At 51.1% G+C, this 21,876-nt stretch carries 18 protein-coding genes and 1 pseudogene; 10 read left to right on the top strand and 9 right to left on the bottom strand.

The annotated features are described in order from the left end of the window. Window positions 1-34: 34 nt before the first annotated feature. Both WC7_RS09070 and bcp read left to right on the top strand, forming a co-directional pair. Window positions 35-607 (top strand): glycine cleavage system transcriptional repressor, encoded by a 573-nt coding sequence (locus WC7_RS09070; RefSeq protein ID WP_003037954.1) that lies wholly within the window; start codon window positions 35-37, stop codon window positions 605-607. Further along, window positions 607-1,077, top strand: a complete 471-nt coding sequence (bcp, locus tag WC7_RS09065) for a thioredoxin-dependent thiol peroxidase (protein WP_003835095.1) — start codon at window positions 607-609, stop codon at window positions 1,075-1,077. Before WC7_RS09070 ends, bcp begins: the two co-directional genes overlap by 1 nt. 115 nt (window positions 1,078-1,192) lie before the next feature. Here bcp and iadA read toward each other — a convergent pair whose 3' ends face one another. From iadA to WC7_RS09045, 4 genes are all read right to left on the bottom strand, one after another. Beyond that, a complete protein-coding gene (gene iadA / locus WC7_RS09060; RefSeq protein ID WP_016153973.1) occupies window positions 1,193-2,356 on the bottom strand; it encodes a beta-aspartyl-peptidase in 1,164 nt (387 codons plus the stop codon). Between the two features lie 11 nt (window positions 2,357-2,367). Beyond that, window positions 2,368-2,829: a YjiG family protein gene (locus WC7_RS09055; protein WP_003037948.1), complete on the bottom strand. Its 462-nt coding sequence runs from the start codon at window positions 2,827-2,829 to the stop codon at window positions 2,368-2,370. A 1-nt stretch (window position 2,830) separates the two neighbouring features. Continuing rightward, the gene (locus tag WC7_RS09050) at window positions 2,831-3,490 is read right to left on the bottom strand and encodes a nucleoside recognition domain-containing protein (RefSeq protein WP_016153974.1); all 660 of its coding nucleotides are present in this window, start codon (window positions 3,488-3,490) and stop codon (window positions 2,831-2,833) included. Between the two features lie 166 nt (window positions 3,491-3,656). Further along, a complete protein-coding gene (locus WC7_RS09045; protein WP_016153975.1) occupies window positions 3,657-4,721 on the bottom strand; it encodes an AI-2E family transporter in 1,065 nt (354 codons plus the stop codon). Window positions 4,722-4,947: 226 nt separating this feature from the next. On the opposite strand from WC7_RS09045, the gene bepA reads away from it, so the two are divergent. Then, window positions 4,948-6,411 (top strand): beta-barrel assembly-enhancing protease, encoded by a 1,464-nt coding sequence (gene bepA / locus WC7_RS09040; protein ID WP_016153976.1) that lies wholly within the window; start codon window positions 4,948-4,950, stop codon window positions 6,409-6,411. Between the two features lie 86 nt (window positions 6,412-6,497). Continuing rightward, window positions 6,498-6,857 carry an arsenate reductase (glutaredoxin) gene (gene arsC / locus WC7_RS09035; RefSeq protein WP_016153977.1) on the top strand — a complete coding sequence of 120 codons (360 nt, stop codon included), beginning with the start codon at window positions 6,498-6,500 and terminating at the stop codon, window positions 6,855-6,857. Between the two features lie 35 nt (window positions 6,858-6,892). Here the strand turns inward: arsC and WC7_RS09030 are convergent, their stop codons facing one another. From WC7_RS09030 to WC7_RS09015, 4 genes and pseudogenes are all read right to left on the bottom strand, one after another. Continuing rightward, window positions 6,893-7,594: a DnaA inactivator Hda gene (locus tag WC7_RS09030; protein ID WP_200049399.1), complete on the bottom strand. Its 702-nt coding sequence runs from the start codon at window positions 7,592-7,594 to the stop codon at window positions 6,893-6,895. Between the two features lie 95 nt (window positions 7,595-7,689). Next, a complete protein-coding gene (uraA, locus tag WC7_RS09025) occupies window positions 7,690-8,979 on the bottom strand; it encodes a uracil permease (RefSeq protein WP_016153979.1) in 1,290 nt (429 codons plus the stop codon). 95 nt (window positions 8,980-9,074) lie between these two features. Continuing rightward, a complete protein-coding gene (upp, locus tag WC7_RS09020; RefSeq protein ID WP_003835110.1) occupies window positions 9,075-9,701 on the bottom strand; it encodes a uracil phosphoribosyltransferase in 627 nt (208 codons plus the stop codon). A gap of 183 nt (window positions 9,702-9,884) precedes the next feature. Next, a pseudogene (locus WC7_RS09015) lies at window positions 9,885-11,314 on the bottom strand (6-phospho-beta-glucosidase). Window positions 11,315-11,609: 295 nt separating this feature from the next. Between WC7_RS09015 and purM the strand changes: the two are divergent. The 4 genes from purM to ppx all read left to right on the top strand — a co-directional run bounded on the left by purM (window position 11,610) and on the right by ppx (window position 17,111). Next, window positions 11,610-12,647 carry a phosphoribosylformylglycinamidine cyclo-ligase gene (gene purM, locus WC7_RS09010; protein ID WP_016153982.1) on the top strand — a complete coding sequence of 346 codons (1,038 nt, stop codon included), beginning with the start codon at window positions 11,610-11,612 and terminating at the stop codon, window positions 12,645-12,647. Continuing rightward, window positions 12,644-13,288: a phosphoribosylglycinamide formyltransferase gene (gene purN / locus WC7_RS09005; RefSeq protein WP_016153983.1), complete on the top strand. Its 645-nt coding sequence runs from the start codon at window positions 12,644-12,646 to the stop codon at window positions 13,286-13,288. The genes purM and purN overlap by 4 nt, the downstream gene beginning before the upstream one ends. A 210-nt stretch (window positions 13,289-13,498) precedes the next feature. Beyond that, a complete protein-coding gene (ppk1, locus tag WC7_RS09000) occupies window positions 13,499-15,565 on the top strand; it encodes a polyphosphate kinase 1 (RefSeq protein WP_016153984.1) in 2,067 nt (688 codons plus the stop codon). Window positions 15,566-15,569: 4 nt separating this feature from the next. Continuing rightward, complete coding sequence (ppx, locus tag WC7_RS08995; protein WP_016153985.1) at window positions 15,570-17,111, top strand: exopolyphosphatase; 1,542 nt, start codon at window positions 15,570-15,572, stop codon at window positions 17,109-17,111. Here ppx and WC7_RS08990 read toward each other — a convergent pair. Next, complete coding sequence (locus WC7_RS08990) at window positions 17,091-19,361, bottom strand: sensor domain-containing phosphodiesterase (RefSeq protein WP_016153986.1); 2,271 nt, start codon at window positions 19,359-19,361, stop codon at window positions 17,091-17,093. The two genes, ppx and WC7_RS08990, sit on opposite strands and share 21 nt — an antisense overlap. Window positions 19,362-19,711: 350 nt before the next feature. On the opposite strand from WC7_RS08990, the gene WC7_RS25760 reads away from it, so the two are divergent. Together WC7_RS25760 and WC7_RS26760 are read left to right on the top strand one after the other, a co-directional pair. Beyond that, on the top strand, window positions 19,712-19,915 hold the full coding sequence (locus tag WC7_RS25760; protein WP_071601777.1) for a YfgG family protein: 204 nt from the start codon (window positions 19,712-19,714) through the stop codon (window positions 19,913-19,915). 554 nt (window positions 19,916-20,469) lie between these two features. Then, a protein-coding gene (locus tag WC7_RS26760; protein WP_155849795.1) for an IS3 family transposase occupies window positions 20,470-21,833 on the top strand; the annotation gives its coding sequence in 2 pieces (ribosomal slippage) (window positions 20,470-20,947 and window positions 20,947-21,833; 1,365 coding nt in all). Window positions 21,834-21,876: the final 43 nt, after the last annotated feature.

A 21,876-nucleotide genomic window follows, 5' to 3' on the forward strand; every position in this document is an offset into this window, starting at 1 on the left:
TATGATTACCTCACCGCTCAAAGGAAGAACAGGTTTGACATCGTCATCGCAACACTATCTGGTCATTACTGCGCTGGGTGCTGACCGCCCGGGAATTGTGAACACCATCACACGTCATGTCAGCAGTTGCGGCTGTAATATCGAAGACAGCCGACTGGCCATGCTGGGTGACGAGTTCACGTTTATCATGTTGCTGTCGGGCACCTGGAATGCCATTACCCTAATTGAATCAACCTTGCCGTTGAAAGGTGCAGAGCTGGATTTACTGATTGTGATGAAGCGCACGACCGCACGCCCTCGTCCGGCGATGCCCGCTACGGTATGGGTGCAGGTCGATGTTCCTGATTCTCCGCATTTGATTGAACGCTTTACCGCCCTGTTTGACAGCCACCAAATGAATATTGCGGAACTGGTTTCACGCACGCAACCGGCTGAGAACGGAAAGGCGGCACAGCTGTTTATTCAAATTACCGCACATAGTCCTGCGTCACATGATTCGGCAAATATTGAAGATGCGTTTAAAGCACTCTGTACAGAACTCAATGCGCAAGGCAGTATTAACGTCGTCAATTACTCACAGCATGATGAACAGGATGGAGTTAAGTAATGAACCCACTGAAAGCCGGTGATATCGCACCGAAATTTAGCTTGCCGGATCAAGACGGAGAACAAGTAAATTTAACCGACTTCCAGGGACAGCGTGTTCTGGTTTATTTTTACCCGAAAGCCATGACACCCGGCTGTACCGTACAGGCCTGCGGCCTGCGCGATAACATGGATGAGTTAAAAAAAGCAGGTGTTGAAGTGCTGGGAATCAGCACCGATAAACCAGAGAAGCTTTCCCGATTCGCGGAGAAAGAAGTCCTTAACTTCACTCTCCTGTCCGACGAAGATCACCAGGTTTGCGAGCAGTTCGGCGTCTGGGGTGAGAAATCATTTATGGGCAAAACCTATGATGGCATCCACCGCATCAGCTTCCTGATTGATGCTGAAGGGAAAATTGAGCATGTGTTTGATGACTTCAAAACCAGCAACCACCACGACGTGGTAATGAACTGGCTGAAAGAGAACGCCTGATTTACATTTTGCCGGATAGCGCCTGATGGTGACGCCACGCGTCTTATCAGGCCACCATCCGCATAACTCCGTAGCCGGATAAGGCGTTTACGCCGCCATCCGGCATCAACGTCGTTTATTCAAACGTCCCTTTTACACAGGCTTTTTTCTCTCTGACGACGGCTTTTCCCTTCGCCCACAGGTGATGAACTTCAAGCGCATCATTGAGCACCAGAATGTCGGCATCGCATCCCACCGCCAGACGCCCTTTATGTTCCAGTCCCAAAAATTCTGCGACCGTTCGCGTCAGCGGACACAGCGCCAGTTCCAGCGGTATGGCATGAACCTTCACCAACTGGCGCACTGTTTCAGCCAGTGATTCAAACCCTGCGACACCGATGCCGGTAAGATTACCGTAGTCATCAAATTCCGGCTGACTACCGTTGCCGTCTGAACTCAAGGTAATACGCGACAGCGGCACGTTCTGGCGTAGCGCCGTGGCGATAGCCGTGGCCGGGTCGACGGGTTCATCAATGCTGCTGGTAATGTCGATATAACCGCCTTTGCGGGCATACTCCAGCGCCGACTGAAACAGCGGTTCCGCACGATTGACGTGTGTGGGCAGCAGCTTGGTAATCGGTACATCGCAGCTGTCGAGGATCTGATACAACGGCTCCAGCATGCGCGGGCTGTCGCCCATATGGAAGACGCTAATCCCCGGCTTGCGCCCTAACAATCCGCCAACGCGCGACTGCGCCGCCATGTTTGCCAGCACCGAGGTGTCCGGGGCTGAAGAACGATGGTCCGAAACAGCACATTTCACGCCAATGATTTTATCGATCAGCGCCACATCGCGATCGATACTGCCGGTGATGGTCGGAGAAGGCAGAGAATACGCCCCGGTCAGCATCCATGCGCTGATGCCTTCAAATTCCAGCGCGCGGGTTTTCGCCAGCAGGGATTCAGGGTGACGGGTAATACCATCTGTCCCCAGCAATCCCACCACCGAGGTGACGCCAGCTTCAACCAGCCGCGACAAGCGCACTTCCGGCGTGCGGGTGTGCGGCCCCGCTTCTCCGCCGCCGCCAATCAGATGGACGTGTTGATCGATAAATCCTGGGCACACAATCGCGCCGTCAAGATTGATACACTCGCAGCCAGGAAAATCGTCAGGGGAAATCGACGGTGCGATGGCAACAATTTTGCTGCCAGACACCAGTATATCCTGGCGCCCTAAGTCTTCCGGCGCGTACACGTGTCCCTGCTGGAACAACGTCAAATTAAGAATGGAACAGTTCATAACCTTCCTTGTCAGGCAATAACCTGCATAACCCAAATAGAGAGCAGCGCATTAATTACGCATACCGCAATAATAAGCGGGTAATAACGGGGATGGACCCCCGCGGTACCCAGACAGCGTCCCACATTTTGCACCGGATTGCCCATCAGGTAGATAGCCGGTAACAGCACCGTAGCATCATGTCCCGAAAGCGTACCGGCGACAACCAGGCTGGCGCAAACACCGACGCCGCCTCCCATACTCATCACCGCCGCCAGCAGTACGGTAGCAGATTCCCCCGGCAGTCCCCACAGCGCCATTACCGGCTCACATACCCGCCCGACAATCTCGAGCAGTCCCGTCACCTTCAGCGCCTGAATAATCACAAACGCCATTACCACGTTAGGCAACAGGCTGGTTGTTGCAATAGTGAATCCGCGCCGTGCGCCATCGATAAACATATCCATGACGTTTTTACGTACTTGCGTTGTCATCTCACGCCTCCTGCTGCGTACGGCGATTTTCCAGCTGCGCAATCCACAAACGCAGCAGGTTCGCACCCACAAATTTGAAGACAAGGATCACCGCCAGGGGCGTAATCACCGGAACGGTAACCATCGTAAACAACGCGGCACCCGAGGAAAAATAGTTGGTAATACACGCACTGCCGCTGGTTTGCCAGCAGGCAAAAATGGCACGTTCCTGTTCAGTGATAATGCCCTCTTCCGCCATTTCTTTAGTCATCCCTGCCGCAGCATCGGTATTTTGCAAATTCGCAATCAGCGCCAGCGAACAAATACCTGGAATACCGAGTAACGGGCGCAGGACTGGCGTCATCAGTTGCTGTGCCGCACGCAACCCTCCCAGCCCTTCGGTGACGGAAATTATCCCGAGTGAAAGAATGACGGAAGGCGCCAGCTCAAGCGCGAATAAGAAGCCGTCTTTTGCGCCCATACCGCCCGTGCCGCGAAAAGAGACCGCCGTGTCCCCCGCCGCATTAATCTGCCCAAACGCACCGTTGAGAACGGTGAAATCAAAGACTCGCCACCATTCGGTACTTTTCGCAAACATGCCGGAAAAAAGAATAATCGTAATAAAAAAAGCGAGATAACCGCCCCATCCCACCTTCTGCTGCGTGTGTGTGTTGTGACCCATTTTGTTCTCCTGTTGGCCTTATTCCTTGCGTGACTTAAAGACATCACGCGGGTCAAGTTAAAGACAAACGCAGAGAAAAACGACACCAGAAGAGATTATTCAGAATGTGTGGATAGAGGTCAGACAAGTTCGGCTCCGGCGACATTGCATCGCCGGAGCAAACAGATTAGGGTTCATCAACGACCTGACCATCCGGCCAGGCATGCATTACCGCTTTGATTAACGTCGCCAGAGGAATAGCAAAGAATACCCCCCAGAATCCCCACAGGCCGCCGAATATCACCACTGAGAGAATAATCACCAGCGGATGCAGATTTACCGCCTCGGAGAACAGCACCGGCACCAGCAAATTACCGTCCAGCGCCTGGATTATCAGGTATACGGCAAAACAGCTCCAGAACTCGGTGCCAAGCCCGAACTGGAACAATGCCACACCGACCACCGGAATAGTGACCACGAAAGCGCCGATATACGGGATCAGCACGGAGAAGCCTACCAGCACCGCAAGCAGCAGCGAATAGTTGAGGCCAAACAGCAGGAAGCCGAGCCAGGTCGCCACGCCAACCACCACCATTTCCAGCACCTTGCCGCGGATATAGTTGGTGATTTGCTGGTTCATCTCTTTCCACACCTGCCCCGCAAGTCCGCGATTACGCGGCAGCACCCGACGCACAGCGTTCAGCATTTGTCCTTTATCTTTGATCAGGAAGAACACCATCAACGGGACGAGAATCAGATACACCGCCAGCGTCAGCAATCCGACCAGTGAAGCTAGCGAATATTTCACCACCGAATCGCCCATGGTGAGCATTCGCGAGCGCATATTCTCCGCCATCGCATCAATAATGCCTGCATCCATCAGCGCCGGATAACGCCGCGGTAAGGTGGCGGCAAAATCAGACAATTTATTGAGCATGCCGGGCATATCGCGGATCAGGTAGATCCCCTGTTGCCATGCAACGGGCATTACCACAAACGCCATCAGCAGCAAAATACCGACAAACACCACCAAAACAATCGAAGTCGCCCAACGCCGTGAACAACCAATATGTTCCAGCCGTACTGTCGGCCATTCGAGCAGGTACGCCAGCACAATGGCGACCAGCAGCGGCGCCAGAAGACCGCTAAAAAAGAACAGGATGCCAAAACCGGCAACCAGAATAATCAGCAAGGCGATGGCTTCGGGGTCGCTAAAGCGGCGGCGATACCATTGCATCAACATTTCGAGCATAAAACCCTTCCATGAATCCAATAGCGGGATTGCGATCCCGAATTGTATCGAAATGTCACAAAAAAGACTTCGCTTTTTATAGCGGATTACGCAAAGTGAAAAGACATTTTTCCTGGGTGTTCATCGTCAGGTTTCGCAGTTACACTCCCTAAGCTTGCGGAGTGTGAACGAAACTTCACGGCATTGGTCAAATGGCTATCTCAAAAAAGAATACAGGACAGAGGTTATGTTCAGGCAGTTGAAAAAAAACCTGGTTGCTACCCTCATTGCTGCACTGACCATCGGTCAGGTTGCGCCCGCATTTGCAGAAACCGCGGACACCCTACCTGATATGGGAACCTCGGCAGGGAGTACGCTTTCCATAGGACAGGAAATGCAGATGGGCGATTATTATGTACGCCAACTGCGCGGCAGTGCGCCATTAATTAACGATCCGTTGCTGACGCAATACATTAATGCGCTGGGGATGCGTCTGGTCTCGCACGCCGACTCGGTAAAAACGCCCTTCACCTTCTTTTTGATTAACAACGATGAAATCAACGCCTTTGCTTTCTTTGGCGGCAACGTTGTTTTGCACTCCGCACTGTTCCGCTATTCCGATAACGAAAGCCAACTGGCATCGGTTATGGCGCACGAAATTTCCCACGTTACGCAGCGTCACCTGGCGCGTGCAATGGAAGACCAGAAACGCAGCGCGCCGCTAACGTGGGTGGGTGCGTTAGGGTCAATTTTATTGGCGATGGCCAGCCCGCAGGCGGGTATGGCGGCGCTGACCGGTACGCTGGCGGGTACACGTCAGGGGATGATTAGCTTTACGCAGCAAAACGAACAGGAAGCAGACCGCATCGGTATTCAGGTACTGCAACGCTCGGGATTCGATCCCCAGGCCATGCCGACGTTTCTGGAAAAATTGCTCGATCAGGCCCGTTACTCTTCGCGTCCACCAGAAATTTTGCTGACTCACCCCCTGCCAGAAAGCCGTCTGTCGGATGCCCGTAACCGCGCCAACCAAATGCGTCCGGCTGTCGTCCAGTCTTCAGAAGATTTTTATCTGGCCAAAGCACGCACCTTAGGCATGTACAACTCTGGTCGCAACCAGCTGACCGCTGACCTGCTGAGTAACTGGTCGAAAGGCAACATACGTGAGCAACGTGCGGCGCAGTATGGCCGGGCATTGCAGGCAATGGAGGCCAGTAAATATGACGAGGCACGTAAAGCACTGCAACCGCTGCTGGCGGCAGATGCTAACAATGCCTGGTATCTCGACCTGGCAACGGATATCGATCTCGGCCAGAAGAAAACCAGCGATGCCATTAATCGGTTGAAAAACGCCCGCGACCTGCGCACCAACCCGGTACTGCAGCTCAACCTGGCAAATGCGTATTTACAGGCCGGGCAAGCCAAAGAGGCGGCGACCATCCTGAATCGCTATACGTTTAACCATAAGAACGACCCTAACGGCTGGGATCTGTTAGCGCAAACGGAAGCCAACCTGAACAACCGCGATCAGGAGCTGGCGGCCCGCGCGGAAGGGTATGCCCTCGCAGGACGTCTGGATCAGGCGATTTCGATGCTCAGCAGCGCAAGCTCACAGGTCAAGCTGGGTAGCCAGCAGCAGGCCAGATACGATGCCCGTATCGACCAGCTACGCCAACTGCAAGAGCGCTTTAAACCGTATACGAAAATGTAATTATCGAACCCTTGCCGGATGGCGATATGTAGGCCGGATAAGGCCTTTGGTCGCCATCCGGCAGGATTGTTATGCAAGGAGAAGTCATGTCAGACGCGATTAAAATCTACCATAACCCACGCTGCTCCAAGAGCCGTGAAACGCTGGAGTTACTGAAGTCCAACGGCGTGGACCCGGAAGTGGTGTTGTATCTGGAAACCCCGGCTGACGCCACAACCCTGCGTGAATTTTTGCAGATGCTGGGCATGTCCAGCGCGCGCGAGCTGATGCGCCAGAAAGAAGATCTCTATAAGTCACTTAATCTGGCGGACGTAAATCTGAGTGAGGATGCGCTGATTCAGGCAATGGTGGAAAACCCGAAATTGATGGAGCGCCCGATTGTGGTTGCCAAAGGCCAGGCGAGAATTGGACGCCCGCCGGAGCAGGTACTGGAAATCATCGGTTAACCTGAAACCTGCCGCAGTCTCTTCGGCTGCGGCGCTTACAGCTTCAGTATCTCTTTTACGAATGGAATGGTCAGCTTACGCTGGGCGGTGATCGATGCATGATCAAGCTGATCCAACGTCATAAACAGCGTACGCATTTCTCGATCCAGACGCTTGAGCAGGAAGCGTCCCACATCTTCCGGCAGTTCAAACCCACGAAGTCTGGCGCGTAATTGCAACGCCTGCAGCTTATCTTCATCGGAAAGCGGCTGCAGCTTGTAGATTTGTCCCCAGTCCAGGCGCGAGGCGAGATCCGGCAACCCCAGATTCAGCTGTCTTGGCGGGCGATCGCCGGTGATCAGCAGACGCGTTTTCCCCGACTCCAGGATGCGGTTGTAGAGATCAAAGATCGCCATTTCCCACAGCGAATCCCCGGCCACACATTCGATGTTATCGATGCATACCAGCGATAAATGCTCCATACCGTCGAGCACCTCGGGGACGAACCAGGTACGCTTGTCGAGCGGCACATAGCCTACCGCATCGCCGCGCGCGGACAGTTCCGCACAAGCTGCATGCAGCAAATGACTACGGCCAGCGCCTTCACGCGACCAGAGATAAATATACCCGCTATGGTCCTGACGCAGCACGTTTTGCAGTGCAGCCAGTAAAGAGGAGTTATCCCCCGGCCAGAAACTTGCGAAAGTTTCGTCGTCAGGAAGATAAAGTGGCAAAGAGAGCTGTGCCGGTGTGTTCAGAGATACCTCAACCCAGGATTTCATAAAATCGCGTTGAGTTTAACACAGAAATACGTCGTGATAGAACCGGGCAGCATCGCCGCCCGGTAAGAGATTTACTGTTGCGGACTGTCGACATCTTCCGCGTCAAGCACGACTTCTTCCGGACGCAGCAGGCTGATAACTTTGAAAATCAGGCTCAGACAAACGCCAACAATGGTCGCCAGCGCCATGCCTTTCAGCTCAGCGGCACCAATGTGAACTTTCGCACCACTCACGCCGATGATCAAAATAACCGAGGTCAGGATCAGGTTTTGCGCCTTGTTGTAATCAACTTTTGACTCGATCAGTACGCGAATACCGGAAGCACCAATCACGCCGTACAGCAGCAGCGATACGCCCCCCATGACCGGCAGCGGAATGATTTGGATCGCCGCCGCCAGTTTGCCCACACAGGAGAGCAGAATAGCAAAAATTGCCACGCCGCCGATAACCCAGGTACTGTAAACACGGGTAATCGCCATTACGCCAATGTTTTCGCCGTACGTGGTGTTCGGCGTAGAGCCGAAGAAACCAGAGATAACCGTAGACAGGCCGTTGGCAAACATAGAACGATGCAGGCCAGGATCGCGAATCAAATCTTTTTTCACGATATTCGCCGTTACCACCAGGTGTCCAACGTGTTCAGCGATGACCACCAGCGCCGCCGGCAGGATGGTCAGAATGGCAACCCATTCAAAGCGCGGCGTGTAGAACGTTGGCAGAGCAAACCAGTGGGCCTGCGCAATCGGCGTGGTGTCCACGACCCCCATCACGAAGGAGAGCGCGTAGCCGGCCAGCACCCCAATCAGAATCGGGATAATCGCCATAAAACCGCGGAACAGTACAGAGCCAAATACCGTAACCGCCAGCGTCACCATTGAGATGATGATGGTTTTTGAATCCGGTAATTGCCCCTCTGCTGGCAGTAACCCCGCCATGCCCGCAGCGACGCCAGCCAGCTCCAGACCGATGACGGCAACGATTGCGCCCATCGCCGCAGGAGGGAACATGACATCCAGCCAGCCGGTTCCTGCTTTCTTAACGATGAAAGAAACCAGGCAGAACAGAACGCCGCACATAATGAAACCACCCAGCGCCACTTCATACCCTAACGGCAACAACAGCAGTACTGGGGAAATAAATGCGAAGCTGGAACCCAGATACGCAGGAATTTTACCTTTACAGATAAAGAGATACAGCAACGTACCAATGCCGTTAAACAGCAGAACGGTAGCCGGGTTGATGTGGAACAGGACTGGCACCAGTACCGTTGCGCCAAACATGGCGAACAGGTGCTGCAAACTAAGCGGGATTGTCTGTAAAAGCGGCGGTCTTTCACTCACCCCGATAGCACGGCGCGTCATAGTGTTTTCCTCTGAGTGTTGTTTGTTATTAGCCTTGGGTTGTTATATTCAAAAAAAAGCCGACTCTTAAAGTCGGCTTCTTTTCACTTATTCGTTTACTTGGTACCAAAAATCTTATCGCCGGCATCGCCGAGCCCCGGAATAATGTATCCGTGCTCGTTCAACCCCTGATCGATGGAGGCCGTGTACAGCTCAACATCCGGGTGCGCTTTTTCCAGTGCCGCGATACCTTCCGGTGCCGCAACCAGGACCAGCACTTTAATGCTGGTGCAGCCTGCATTTTTCAGCAGGTCGATGGTGGCGATAACGGAACCGCCGGTTGCCAGCATCGGGTCAACAATCAGCGCCATACGCTCATCGATGTTAGATACCAGCTTCTGGAAGTACGGAACCGGCTCCAGCGTTTCTTCGTTACGGTACATACCAACCACGCTGATACGCGCGCTCGGAACGTTTTCCAGTACGCCTTCCATCATGCCCAGGCCCGCACGCAGGATTGGCACAACGGTGATTTTTTTACCTTTGATTTGGTCAACTTCAACCGGACCGTTCCAGCCTTCAATGGTCACCTTTTCGGTTTCCAGACCAGCGGTTGCTTCATAAGTCAGCAGGCTGCCAACTTCCGAGGCGAGTTCACGAAAGCGTTTAGTGCTGATGTCGTTTTCACGCATCAGTCCCAGCTTGTGTTTGACGAGTGGGTGTTTGACTTCCACGATCTTCATACTCTTCTCCTTTCCTCAGACGAGTGGCAACCACAAAAAAAATCGCCGGATTATACCGCTTTTCGTCTCTGGCGCAACACTGGATACGCTTGATATGGATCAACCAAAGTCGTTTGCGTCTGGATGATGAGTATAAAACAAGCCCCGCATTATTGGCGGGGCTGGCTGTCAATACTATGAATTTTATAGATATTCAGCATTGGTCTGGATAACGTTTTGATACCATGAAAAAGATTTCTTCGGCGAGCGTGCTAACGTTCCGCTTCCGTCATTATTTTTATCAACATAGATAAAGCCGTAGCGTTTTTTCATCTCCCCCGTCCCGGCCGAGACTAAATCAATACAGCCCCACGGGGTATAACCCATCAGGTCCACGCCATCTTCCACTACCGCTTTTTCATTTCGCTGATATGTGCGGCCATATAGTCAATACGATAGGAATCATCTACCGAGCCGTCGGCCTGCTGCACGTCAATCGCACCAAAGCCGTTTTCTACGATAAACAGAGGCAGTTGGTAATGATCCCAGAACCAGTTCAGCGAATAGCGCAGACCGACGGGATCAATCTGCCAGCCCCAGTCCGATTTCTGCACGTACGGGTTGGAAACCAGACTTTTCGACTCGTCATAATCCAGCTGTGGGTTGTCTGCCGTGGCCTGCGTTGCGAAAGACATATAGTAGCTAAAGCCGATGTAATCGACACATCCCTCGGTCAGCGCCTGACGGTCTTCCTCGGTGATATCAAGTTCAAAGCCACGCCGGGCAAAGTAGTTGAGAAGATGCTGCGGGTATTTGCCGCGCACATGGACATCGGTAAACCAGTAACGCCGGTGCATGGCGTTCATCGCCATCATCATATCGTCCGGCGCGCAGGTCAGTGGATAGATAGGACACATGGCAATCATGCACCCTATCTGCAATGCCGGGTTAATCTCACGCGCAGCCTTTACCGCCAGCGCGCTTGCCACCAGTTCATAGTGCGCCGCCTGGTACATAACCGGCTCGCGGTCTTCACCGGGCTGGTATTTCAGGCCAGAGTTAGTAAAAGGCGCGAAGTCTTCGTGATAATTTGCCTGGTTGTTAATTTCATTAAACGTCATCCAGTACTTCACTTTGTGCTGGTAACGGGTAAAAACCACTACGGCAAAACGGACAAAGAAATCGATAAGCTTACGGTTACGCCAGCCGCCATATTCCGTCACCAGATGGTATGGCATCTCGAAATGCGACAACGTAATCACCGGTTCAATGCCATATTTCAGGCATTCGTCAAACAGGTCATCATAGAACTGCAGGCCAGCCTCATTGGGTTGCACTTCATCGCCTAAGGGGAAAATACGCGTCCAGGCAATCGAAGTGCGAAAACATTTAAACCCCATTTCGGCAAACAGCTTAATGTCGTCTTTATAGCGGTGATAAAAATCGATGGCGTCGTGGTTAGGGTAGTTTTTACCGGCAATCACACCGTCAGTGATTTCACGCGCCACGCCATGCGCCCCCGCCGTCATGACATCGGCAACGCTAATTCCTTTTCCACCTTCCTGCCAGCCACCTTCCAGTTGATGAGCGGCTACGGCACCACCCCACATGAAATCTGCTTTAAATCCTGACATACCCTTCCCCTATCGTGATTACTCTGTGCAAAACGCTGTTGATGAGGTCTGCAACAGAAAACAGAAACCGGTTTCAGTACGATACTGTGTATTCAGCAGGCAGGTTTCAAGCACAAGACTGTACCCGGCTTCATTTTCGTGGCGCAGTTCAAACAAATAGATAAATGATTGTAAAATGCTGAAAAAATCAGCACATAAAACTTGATGCAGAGCAGGCTCGCAAACGTTTGCTTTCCCTGTTAGAATTGCGCCGAATTTAACTTTTACTGCAAGTAAACATGTGGGGAAGCAGGCAGTGACCGATAAAACCTCTCTTAGCTACAAAGATGCCGGTGTTGATATTGATGCAGGTAATGCTCTGGTTGATCGAATCAAAGGCGTAGTAAAGAAAACTCGTCGTCCGGAAGTTATGGGTGGTCTGGGTGGCTTCGGTGCGCTGTGCGCATTGCCGCAAAAATATCGTGAACCGGTACTGGTTTCCGGCACTGATGGCGTCGGCACAAAACTGCGTCTGGCGATGGATCTGAAACGCCACGACACTATCGGCATTGACCTCGTCGCAATGTGCGTCAACGACCTCGTGGTTCAGGGCGCTGAGCCGCTGTTTTTCCTCGACTACTATGCTACCGGCAAACTGGATGTGGATACTGCAGCCAGCGTCATTAACGGTATTGCCGAAGGCTGTCTGCAGTCTGGCTGTGCGCTTGTCGGCGGTGAAACGGCTGAAATGCCGGGGATGTACCACGGCGAAGATTACGACGTGGCAGGCTTCTGCGTTGGCGTCGTCGAAAAATCAGAGATCATCGACGGTTCAAAAGTGGCTGACGGCGACGTACTGATTGCACTCGGTTCCAGCGGTCCGCACTCCAACGGCTACTCTCTGGTGCGCAAAATTGTTGAAGTCAGCGGTTGTGACCCGGAAATCACCGAGCTTGAAGGCAAGTCGCTGGCCGATCACTTACTGGCCCCGACCCGCATTTATGTCAAATCCATTCTGGAATTGATTGAGAAGGTTGATGTGCATGCCATTGCCCACCTGACCGGCGGTGGTTTCTGGGAAAATATTCCACGCGTTCTGCCAGATAACACGCAGGCTGTGATCGATGAATCTTCATGGCAGTGGCCAGCCGTCTTCAACTGGCTGCAAACGGCGGGTAACGTCAGCCAGCATGAGATGTATCGCACCTTTAACTGCGGCGTAGGCATGGTTATCGCCCTGCCAGCTTCTGAAGTGGACAAAGCCCTTGCTTTGCTCAATGAGAAAGGTGAAAACGCATGGAAAATCGGTATCATCAAAGCTTCTGATTCCGAACAGCGTGTGGTCATTGAATGAAAAACATTGTGGTGCTCATTTCCGGCAACGGAAGCAATTTGCAGGCGATAATGGATGCCTGCGAACAGAATAAAATCAATGGCACCATACGTGCAGTATTCAGTAACAAGGCCGATGCGTTCGGCCTTGAGCGCGCACGCGAAGCGAATATTCCTGCACACTCGCTGGAAGCCGCCCAGTTTGCCAGTCGCGAAGCATTCGACCAGCAACTGATACAAGAAATCGACGCTTATGCCCCCGATGTCGTGGTGCTGGCCGGTTATATGCGCATTCTAAGTCCGGCGTTTGTTGCTCACTATTCTGAACGATTGCTGAATATCCACCCGTCTTTATTGCCGAAGTATCCTGGCCTGCACACGCACCGTCAGGTTCTGGAAAACGGCGATGAAGAGCATGGCACTTCCGTCCATTTCGTCACCGATGAACTGGACGGCGGACCGGTTATTCTCCAGGCCAAGGTTCCGGTATTTGAAGGCGACAGCGAAGATGATGTCACGGCACGAGTCCAGACCCAGGAACATACCATTTACCCGCTGGTGGTAAGCTGGTTTACTGATGGTCGCCTGAAGATGCGTGATAACGCAGCATGGCTGGACGGGGTTCGTCTGCCGCCACAAGGCTACGCCGCCGACGAAGAATAAAATCAACCTGTAAACCGGATCTCATCATCCGGTTTACAGGCATAAATACCTTTTCCGGTTAACATCTCCGGTATTCATCTACGCTCCCCCTTTCTCTTTGCTATCAGACGGTTTATTGTCATATTTTTCTGGCACTGTTGGACATCTGAGAGCAATGCTCGCCATAATAAATCGGTAGTGTCCCGTGAATGAAACGGAGTAAAAGTGGTAATGGGTCAGGAAAAGCTATACATCGAGAAAGAACTCAGTTGGTTAGCGTTCAACGAACGTGTACTCCAGGAAGCTGCTGATAAGTCAAACCCGTTGATCGAACGGATGCGTTTCTTAGGCATCTATTCCAATAATCTCGACGAGTTTTATAAGGTTCGTTTTGCCGAACTGAAGCGCCGAATCATTATTAGCGAAGAACAGGGTTCAAACTCTCACTCCCGCCATCTGTTAGGTAAAATCCAGGCCCGCGTATTAAAAGCCGATCAGGAATTTGACGGCCTGTACAACGAGTTGCTGCTGGAGATGGCACGCAACCAGATTTTCCTTATCAATGAACGTCAGTTGTCGGTCAATCAACAGAGCTGGTTACGCCATTACTTCAAGCAATATCTTCGCCAGCACATTACACCGATCCTGATTAACCGCGAGACGGATTTAGTTCAGTTTCTGAAAGATGACTACACCTATCTGGCGGTGGAAATTATCCGCGGCGATACGATCCGCTACGCGCTGCTGGAAATCCCTTCCGACAAGGTTCCCCGTTTTGTGAATCTACCGCCGGAAACCCCGCGCCGTCGCAAACCGATGATCCTGCTGGACAACATCTTACGCTACTGCCTTGACGACATTTTCAAAGGGTTCTTTGATTACGATGCGCTGAACGCCTATTCGATGAAAATGACTCGCGACGCCGAATACGATTTGGTGCACGAGATGGAATCGAGCCTGATGGAGCTGATGTCGTCCAGCCTGAAACAGCGTCTGACCGCAGAGCCTGTACGTTTTGTCTATCAGCGCGACATGCCCAATGCGCTGGTCGAGGTACTGCGTGAAAAGCTGACGATTTCTCGCTACGACTCGATTGTTCCCGGCGGGCGTTACCATAACTTCAAAGACTTTATTAATTTCCCCAACGTTGGCAAAGCTAACCTGGTGAACAAACCGCTGCCGCGTTTGCGCCATATCTGGTTCGATAACGAGAAGTTTCGTAACGGCTTTGACGCCGTTCGCGAACGCGACGTGCTGCTATATTATCCTTATCACACTTTTGAGCACGTTCTTGAACTGTTGCGCCAGGCCTCTTTCGATCCGAGCGTGCTGGCGATTAAAATCAACATCTACCGTGTGGCCAAAGACTCGCGCATCATTGATTCGATGATCCATGCTGCGCACAACGGTAAGAAAGTCACCGTGGTGGTAGAATTGCAGGCTCGCTTTGATGAAGAAGCCAACATTCATTGGGCCAAGCGTCTTACCGAGGCAGGCGTTCACGTTATCTTCTCCGCACCGGGCCTGAAAATTCACGCCAAATTGTTCCTTATCTCGCGTAAAGAAGGTGATGAAGTTGTGCGCTATGCACATATCGGGACGGGGAACTTCAACGAAAAAACGGCGCGTCTCTATACCGACTACTCGTTACTTACCGCCGACTCACGCATTACCAACGAGGTTCGTCGGGTGTTCAACTTCATCGAGAACCCGTATCGTCCGGTGATGTTCGATTATCTGCTGGTTTCTCCGCAGAACTCGCGCCGTTTGCTGTACGCGATGATTGACAAAGAAATCGCCAACGCGCAGCAAGGACAGCCTTCCGGTATCACCCTAAAACTGAATAACCTGGTCGATAAAGGCCTGGTTGATCGTCTCTATGCGGCCTCAAGCTCAGGCGTGCCAGTCAATTTATTGATTCGCGGTATGTGCTCTTTGATTCCGAACCTGGAAGGCATTAGCGACAATATTCGCGTGATAAGCATAGTTGACCGCTACCTTGAACACGACCGGGTTTATATCTTCGAAAACGGTGGCGACAAGCAGGTATACCTCTCCTCCGCAGACTGGATGACCAGGAATATCGACTATCGCATCGAAGTCGCCACACCGCTGCTGGACCCGCGTCTTAAGCAACGGGTGCTGGATATTATCGATATCCTGTTCAGCGACACGGTGAAGGCTCGCTTCATCGATAAAGAACTCAGTAATCGCTACGTACCGCGCGGAAACCGCCGTAAGGTTCAGTCACAATTGGCGATATACGACTACATCAAATCACTCGAGCAACCTGACTAACGCTATGCCAATACACGACAAGACTCCACGACCGCAGGAATTTGCTGCGGTCGACCTTGGTTCAAACAGTTTCCATATGGTCATTGCCCGCGTGGTTGATGGCGCAATGCAGATTATCGGGCGACTGAAACAGCGCGTTCATCTGGCGGATGGCCTCGGCGAAGATAACAAGCTGAGCGAAGAGGCAATGGAGCGCGGATTAAGCTGCCTGTCGCTGTTCGCCGAACGTCTGCAGGGCTTTCCCCCATCAAGCGTATGCATCGTGGGAACCCATACTTTGCGTCAGGCGCTAAATGCGACCGATTTTCTCAAGCGAGCAGAAAAAGTTATCCCCTACCCGATTGAGATTATTTCCGGTAATGAAGAAGCCCGACTGATTTTTATGGGCGTGGAGCACACCCAGCCGGAAAAGGGTCGTAAGCTGGTTATTGATATCGGCGGTGGTTCAACAGAACTGGTAATCGGCGAAGATTTCGAGCCCAAACTGGTGGAAAGCCGTCGTATGGGCTGCGTCAGTTTTGCTCAGATGTATTTCCCGGGCGGCGCTATTAGTCGGGAAAACTTCCAGCGTGCGCGCATGGCGGCAGCGCAAAAGCTTGAAACCTTAACCTGGCAGTTTCGCATTCAGGGCTGGAACGTTGCGCTGGGCGCATCGGGCACGATTAAAGCGGCACACGAAGTGCTGCTGGAGATGGGTGAGAAAGATGGTTTTATCACCCCCGAACGCCTGGACAAACTGCGAACCGAAGTGCTGAAGCATGCGTCATTCGATGCGCTCAGCCTGCCGGGGCTGTCTGAAGAACGAAAAGCGGTGTTTGTGCCGGGACTCGCGATTCTGTGCGGCGTTTTTGACGCACTGGCTATCCGCGAACTCCGCCTTTCTGATGGCGCACTACGCGAAGGCGTGCTGTATGAGATGGAAGGTCGTTTTCGCCACCAGGACGTTCGCAGTCGTACCGCGAGCAGCCTGGCGAACCAGTACAATATCGACAGCGAACAGGCCCGGCGCGTACTGGAAACGACGATGCAAATGTACGATCAGTGGCATACGCAGCAGCCAAAGCTGGCCAATCCACAACTGGAAGCGTTGCTGCGCTGGGCGGCGATGCTGCATGAGGTTGGGCTGAACATCAACCACAGCGGTTTACATCGCCACTCGGCGTATATCCTCCAAAACAGCGATTTACCGGGTTTCAATCAGGAACAACAGCTGATGATGGCAACCCTGGTTCGATATCATCGCAAAGCGGTGAAACTGGATGATTTGCCGCGCTTTACGCTGTTCAAGAAAAAACAGTTTCTGCCGTTAATTCAGCTGTTGCGCCTGGGCGTGCTGCTGAATAATCAGCGACAGGCGACCACCACGCCACCGACGCTGACCCTAATTACCGACGACAACCACTGGACCTTACGCTTTCCGCATGACTGGTTTAGCCAGAATGCGCTGGTGCTGCTCGATCTGGAAAAAGAGCAGCAATACTGGGAAGCCGTTACCGGCTGGCGTCTCAAAATTGAAGAAGAGAGTTCACCCGATATCGCCGCATAAGCTCTCAGCAGGTGCCAGTTCTTCTGGCACCTGCTCTTCCAGCATTTCATGCAACGGCTGCGGTTTACCAATCAGATACCCCTGCATGTAATCAATCCCCAGCGAAATTACCGCACTGCGTATTTCTTCGCTTTCGACGTACTCCGCAACCACCAGCATTCTTTTCATCCGCGCCAGATGGCAAATAGAGGCCACGATTTGATAGTCGAGGCTATTCGAAACGATGTTGCGAATAAAGCTGCCATCAATTTTCAGGATATCGGCATTCACATTCTTCAGCCGCGCATAGCTGGCATATCCGGTACCAAAATCATCAATCGCAATCTGACAGCCCAAGGATTGCAGCTGCAGTAACGTTGCCTGCGCCTGTTCCGCATTGGTTAAGGCATTGCTTTCCGTTACTTCAAAAATCAGCTGCCATGGTTCAACTTTGTACTTAATCAGTAGCTGGTTGATGTCATGCGGAAGCCGGGCCCGGCATACCGACGTGGGAGATAAGTTAATAGCAAACCGACGAGCGGGCATTTTTTCCCGATTCTGCGCCATAAACTTCAGCGTATTTTCAATCACCCACAGATCGATGCTGGATGACAATCCAAACTCATGCGCTACCGGTAAGAAGCTATCAGGACCGATGGTTTTACCATCATCCCCCTCTAGCCGCAGCAGAATTTCGTGATAAATATCGCCGCGCACGCCTGAAATCGGCTGCGCCATCAGGAAAAAGCGATTGTGCTCCAGCGCCAGTTGCAGACGATTCATCATCGCAACCTTATCTTTCAGGTCACGTTGCAGGTGCATCACGCCTCGGCGCTGCAAATTCTCTGGCGCATTGGTCGCCAGAGAAAGCTCGGCGATGGTGCTTAACTCACCCAGTAACAAGTAGATGTGATTAACAGGAGAACGGACATAGCAAAAACTAATCCCCACCTGCGGCTGTAAAGGCATGCCATCCCAGATAAAACGAAACTGCTTGATATGCCTGTCCAGCGCTTCAATACGCTCCTGATGCGACTCGGTGTTAAAACGCAGAACTAAATCATTACCCGATAACTGATAGACATGCTCATCTTGTTTCAGCAATGGCTTTACCCACTGGGCAAGTTTTTGCTTGTACTGGATACGTAGCATAATGCCGTAATTTTTCACCAGCAGTTCCATACCCGGAACACTCAAAAAGCAAAGCACTGACCATGGCGCTTTTCTCAAATCCCGGTTCAAAGCGCGCAAATTCGGAATATGCACCATGGGGTCAAAGAAGGCCAGACGATGAGAATGTCTGGCGACAATTCTCTGGCGCGTTGCCAGTACGGCAATAAAATTCACGATGAAGGAGAAAACCAGGTAACTCGATGAGGTAATGGCAAGCTGCACATCGTAACCCGAATACCAGGGCATATAGCGTTGATAATAATGAATTGCTGTAATGAGTACGAGCATCCATATTAACGAAATAAATTTATAACCGTAACGCATAGCTCCCCATAGCATGACGGGCAGCATCAGTGACAAGGTATAATTCGTGCTAAATATTGAGCTTTTCTCATCTAGCGGCATACACAACAATGTCATTAGTATGGTCAATATAATCAGCCAGACCGCAAACTCTGTTTTGGTAACTTTGGTATCAAACTGCTGCTTTAACTGAGATAAATAGCCTCTGATATACAAAGGATTACGAATCGTGCGAATTATAAAGTAGCACAGTGGAACCCCAACCAGATTCCCGGCCAGCATGGCCTGATAGTTGATCAACGTGCCGGTATTAAGGGGCATAACGCCCACCATGCCGGATTTGCTCTCATAGACGCCCACAAACGCGGCGAAATGGAAGAATAGCAGAAACAGCGTTGCCGGGCAGAAAACCTGCCAAAACATGTGCTGAAACATCAGGTGGGAGTCACCGTAAGAAACGTTATTCCGCCGGGGAGCAAAAACTTTATACCCTCCCCAACTAAGCACTATCGTAACTATAAAGTGCGAAATTATTGAGAGCATTTCAAATAACCCAACCTGCGGATATTTGTACCAGATGATGGAAATGATAATTCCTGGTAATGCCGCCCAGCCAAAAAACAACATCAGGCTAATCATCAGCGCTAAAGGCAGGTAGAAAAGAATTACGTTCCCGGTACTAATATGGGCATAGGTGTTAGCAGTGCTCAATATAGGCAACAGCAAGGAAGGCAAGATGAGAGGTAACGCCCACCATCTATCTCTAATACCAATATAATTTTTATTGAGTTTCATAGATGCTCAGTAGAATCCCGCACATCCTGCAGGGGGTATTCGGACAGGCATCCCACCTGACGTTAAAACGATAAAGTTAAATACATTAAAATGACTCATCAATTTTAGTTGTCAGCAAAGGGTGATGCTTGATACACATCAATAAATAAGTCCCTCATTAATCAATTATTACTCTTTTCATGGTTTTTTATCGTTATCTCATTATTAATGCAAATAATAATATTAATTTCCATAACATAAATAGATAAAACAACTGAAGCAATTTTACATAACGAAAAATTGACCATTCCCTCACAGTATGCCTTAATGTGACTATCGCCCTCAGTTGGGTACACTACAAGGAACCTTTTGTGAGCCAGGTTACCAGCCTACGCAAACGACACCGATTTAACAGTCGCATGATCCGGATCGTACTGCTTATCAGCTTTCTTTTCTTCTTCGGACGCTTCGTCTACTCCGCCATAGGTGCGTGGCACCACCACCAGAACAAAAAAGAATCTCAGCAGATCACCCAGCCGCAACAGGCATCTCCTGCACACACTGACGTACGCTGATCGCTCGCGCCGAGGATACTCCAGCATTAAGATTCCTTACCGGATGGCTAATCGCCTGACATTTAACCATCCGGTAAGGGATTTGAGTGATGAAACTTCACGCAGTCTTACCCGCCACATGTGCTGATATATCGGATAATCAACCGTGTTTTTCGCACAAATACACCATCTTTTAATCCCACTTCACCGCGCCATTCGCGCTGATTTTTTACGTTCCAGTGTACTGGATATAAAAAAGTTACACTGCGCTCAAATAGACGCTAATTAATATCTCCAGAAAATATCACTGACTAAAACATTCATATTTAGCATGAAATTAAATGCTTATTTGAATTGTTACCATTATTAAATTCTACAGGGTAATACCCTGAGTATTTTTCATTATTTCCGTAAATAAAAAGCGGTGTTGAATGGATCGCAGACATTAAGTGTGTGATTAACCCTACTATCGAGCAGGACTGTCGCATCGATAAAAATTCGCGCAATAAAAAGCCCTCTGTAAATGGACTGCACCCCAAAAGTTGGACACCCAACTGACTAAGGTGCAGTTTTTTATGGCAAAGCCAAAATATTCCCTCGAAACCAGATTAGCTGTAGTTAATCATTACCTTGCCGGACTCGATGGCACACATCGTACCGCTGAACGTTTTGGTGTTGAAAGAACATCGGTGCGACGCTGGGTAAGAGCCTGGCAACTTCACGGTATTGATGGTATTACCTGGAAAAATGACCGCCATTCACCGTCGTTTCGGATTGCTGTAGTCCGGACTGTACTCGCTGAAGAACTTTCCATGCGCGAGGCCGCCGCACGGTTTAATATCTCAACCGAAACCGTTGTCCGGCACTGGGTTAATGTTTACCAGGATGCTGGTGAGAAAGGACTTCTGAGGATAAAACAGGGCCGGAGCAAGGACATGAAAAAACCTAAAAAATCATCTCCACTTACCGATGCTGCACTGGAAACGTTATCGCCCGAAGAACTACGGGCTGAACTCCGTTACCTGCGTGCAGAGAATGCCTACCTAAAAAAGCTGAAGGCCTTAGTTCAAAGCGAGAAAAACGGCAAAAAGCCGCAATAATCAGTGAGCTAAGGCTGGAGTATGCGCTCAGTGATCTTCTGCGTGCCGCGGGTATGTCCCGCAGCACGTGGTATCACAATATGAACGCGCTAAAGCGCATGGACAGGCATGCCGGACTGAAAGATAAAATAAGAGAGATTTACCACTATCACAAAGGACGTTATGGCTACCGCAGGATCACGCTCTCGCTGAAAAAACAGGGGCTGCTGGTGAACCATAAAACAGTGCAACGACTGATGGCAGAGCTGTCGCTCCGGTCCCTGATAAGGGTGAAGAAATATCGTTCCTGGAAAGGCGAAACTGGCAGGGCAGCGCCCAATATACTGAACCGGAACTTCGGCGCGTCAAAAGCCAACGAAAAATGGGTTACAGATGTTACTGAGTTCTCGGTACAGGGTAAAAAGCTGTACCTGTCACCGGTTCTTGACCTGTTTAACCGGGAGATTATCTCCTACAGCCTGTCGGAAAGGCCGGTGATGGAGATGGTTAATACGATGCTGCACGATGCGTTCCTGAAGCTCAGCCCGGAAGATAGCACGCTGCTGCACTCGGATCAGGGCTGGCAATATCGAATGGAAGGTTATCAGGCCAGGTTAAAGGCGAAGGGCATGACGCAGAGTATGTCGCGTAAAGGGAACTGTCTGGACAATGCGGTGATGGAGAACTTCTTCGGGACGCTGAAATCGGAATGTTTTTATCTGAGTCAGTTCAGCAGTGTCAGCGAACTAAGGAAGGCGATAGAGAGCTATATCCATTACTACAACAACGAACGAATAAGCCTGAAATTAAAAGGCCTGAGTCCGGTAGAATACCGAACCCAGGCTCTGAAAGCCGCTTAACATGAACTGTCCAACTTTATGGGGTCAGTCCAAAAAAGAGGGC

Source organism: Citrobacter sp. KTE151, assembly GCF_000398845.1.
Taxonomy (GTDB): Bacteria; Pseudomonadota; Gammaproteobacteria; order Enterobacterales; family Enterobacteriaceae; genus Citrobacter; species Citrobacter braakii.

Coding starts and splice junctions, on each gene's coding strand:
- bcp (WP_003835095.1), top strand. CDS start 607: ATGAACCCACTGAAAGCCGGTGATATCGCACCGAAATTTAGCTTGCCG.
- iadA (WP_016153973.1), bottom strand. CDS start 2,356: ATGAACTGTTCCATTCTTAATTTGACGTTGTTCCAGCAGGGACACGTG.
- WC7_RS09055 (WP_003037948.1), bottom strand. CDS start 2,829: ATGACAACGCAAGTACGTAAAAACGTCATGGATATGTTTATCGATGGC.
- WC7_RS09050 (WP_016153974.1), bottom strand. CDS start 3,490: ATGGGTCACAACACACACACGCAGCAGAAGGTGGGATGGGGCGGTTAT.
- WC7_RS09045 (WP_016153975.1), bottom strand. CDS start 4,721: ATGCTCGAAATGTTGATGCAATGGTATCGCCGCCGCTTTAGCGACCCC.
- bepA (WP_016153976.1), top strand. CDS start 4,948: ATGTTCAGGCAGTTGAAAAAAAACCTGGTTGCTACCCTCATTGCTGCA.
- arsC (WP_016153977.1), top strand. CDS start 6,498: ATGTCAGACGCGATTAAAATCTACCATAACCCACGCTGCTCCAAGAGC.
- uraA (WP_016153979.1), bottom strand. CDS start 8,979: ATGACGCGCCGTGCTATCGGGGTGAGTGAAAGACCGCCGCTTTTACAG.
- upp (WP_003835110.1), bottom strand. CDS start 9,701: ATGAAGATCGTGGAAGTCAAACACCCACTCGTCAAACACAAGCTGGGA.
- purN (WP_016153983.1), top strand. CDS start 12,644: ATGAAAAACATTGTGGTGCTCATTTCCGGCAACGGAAGCAATTTGCAG.
- ppk1 (WP_016153984.1), top strand. CDS start 13,499: ATGGGTCAGGAAAAGCTATACATCGAGAAAGAACTCAGTTGGTTAGCG.
- ppx (WP_016153985.1), top strand. CDS start 15,570: ATGCCAATACACGACAAGACTCCACGACCGCAGGAATTTGCTGCGGTC.
- WC7_RS08990 (WP_016153986.1), bottom strand. CDS start 19,361: ATGAAACTCAATAAAAATTATATTGGTATTAGAGATAGATGGTGGGCG.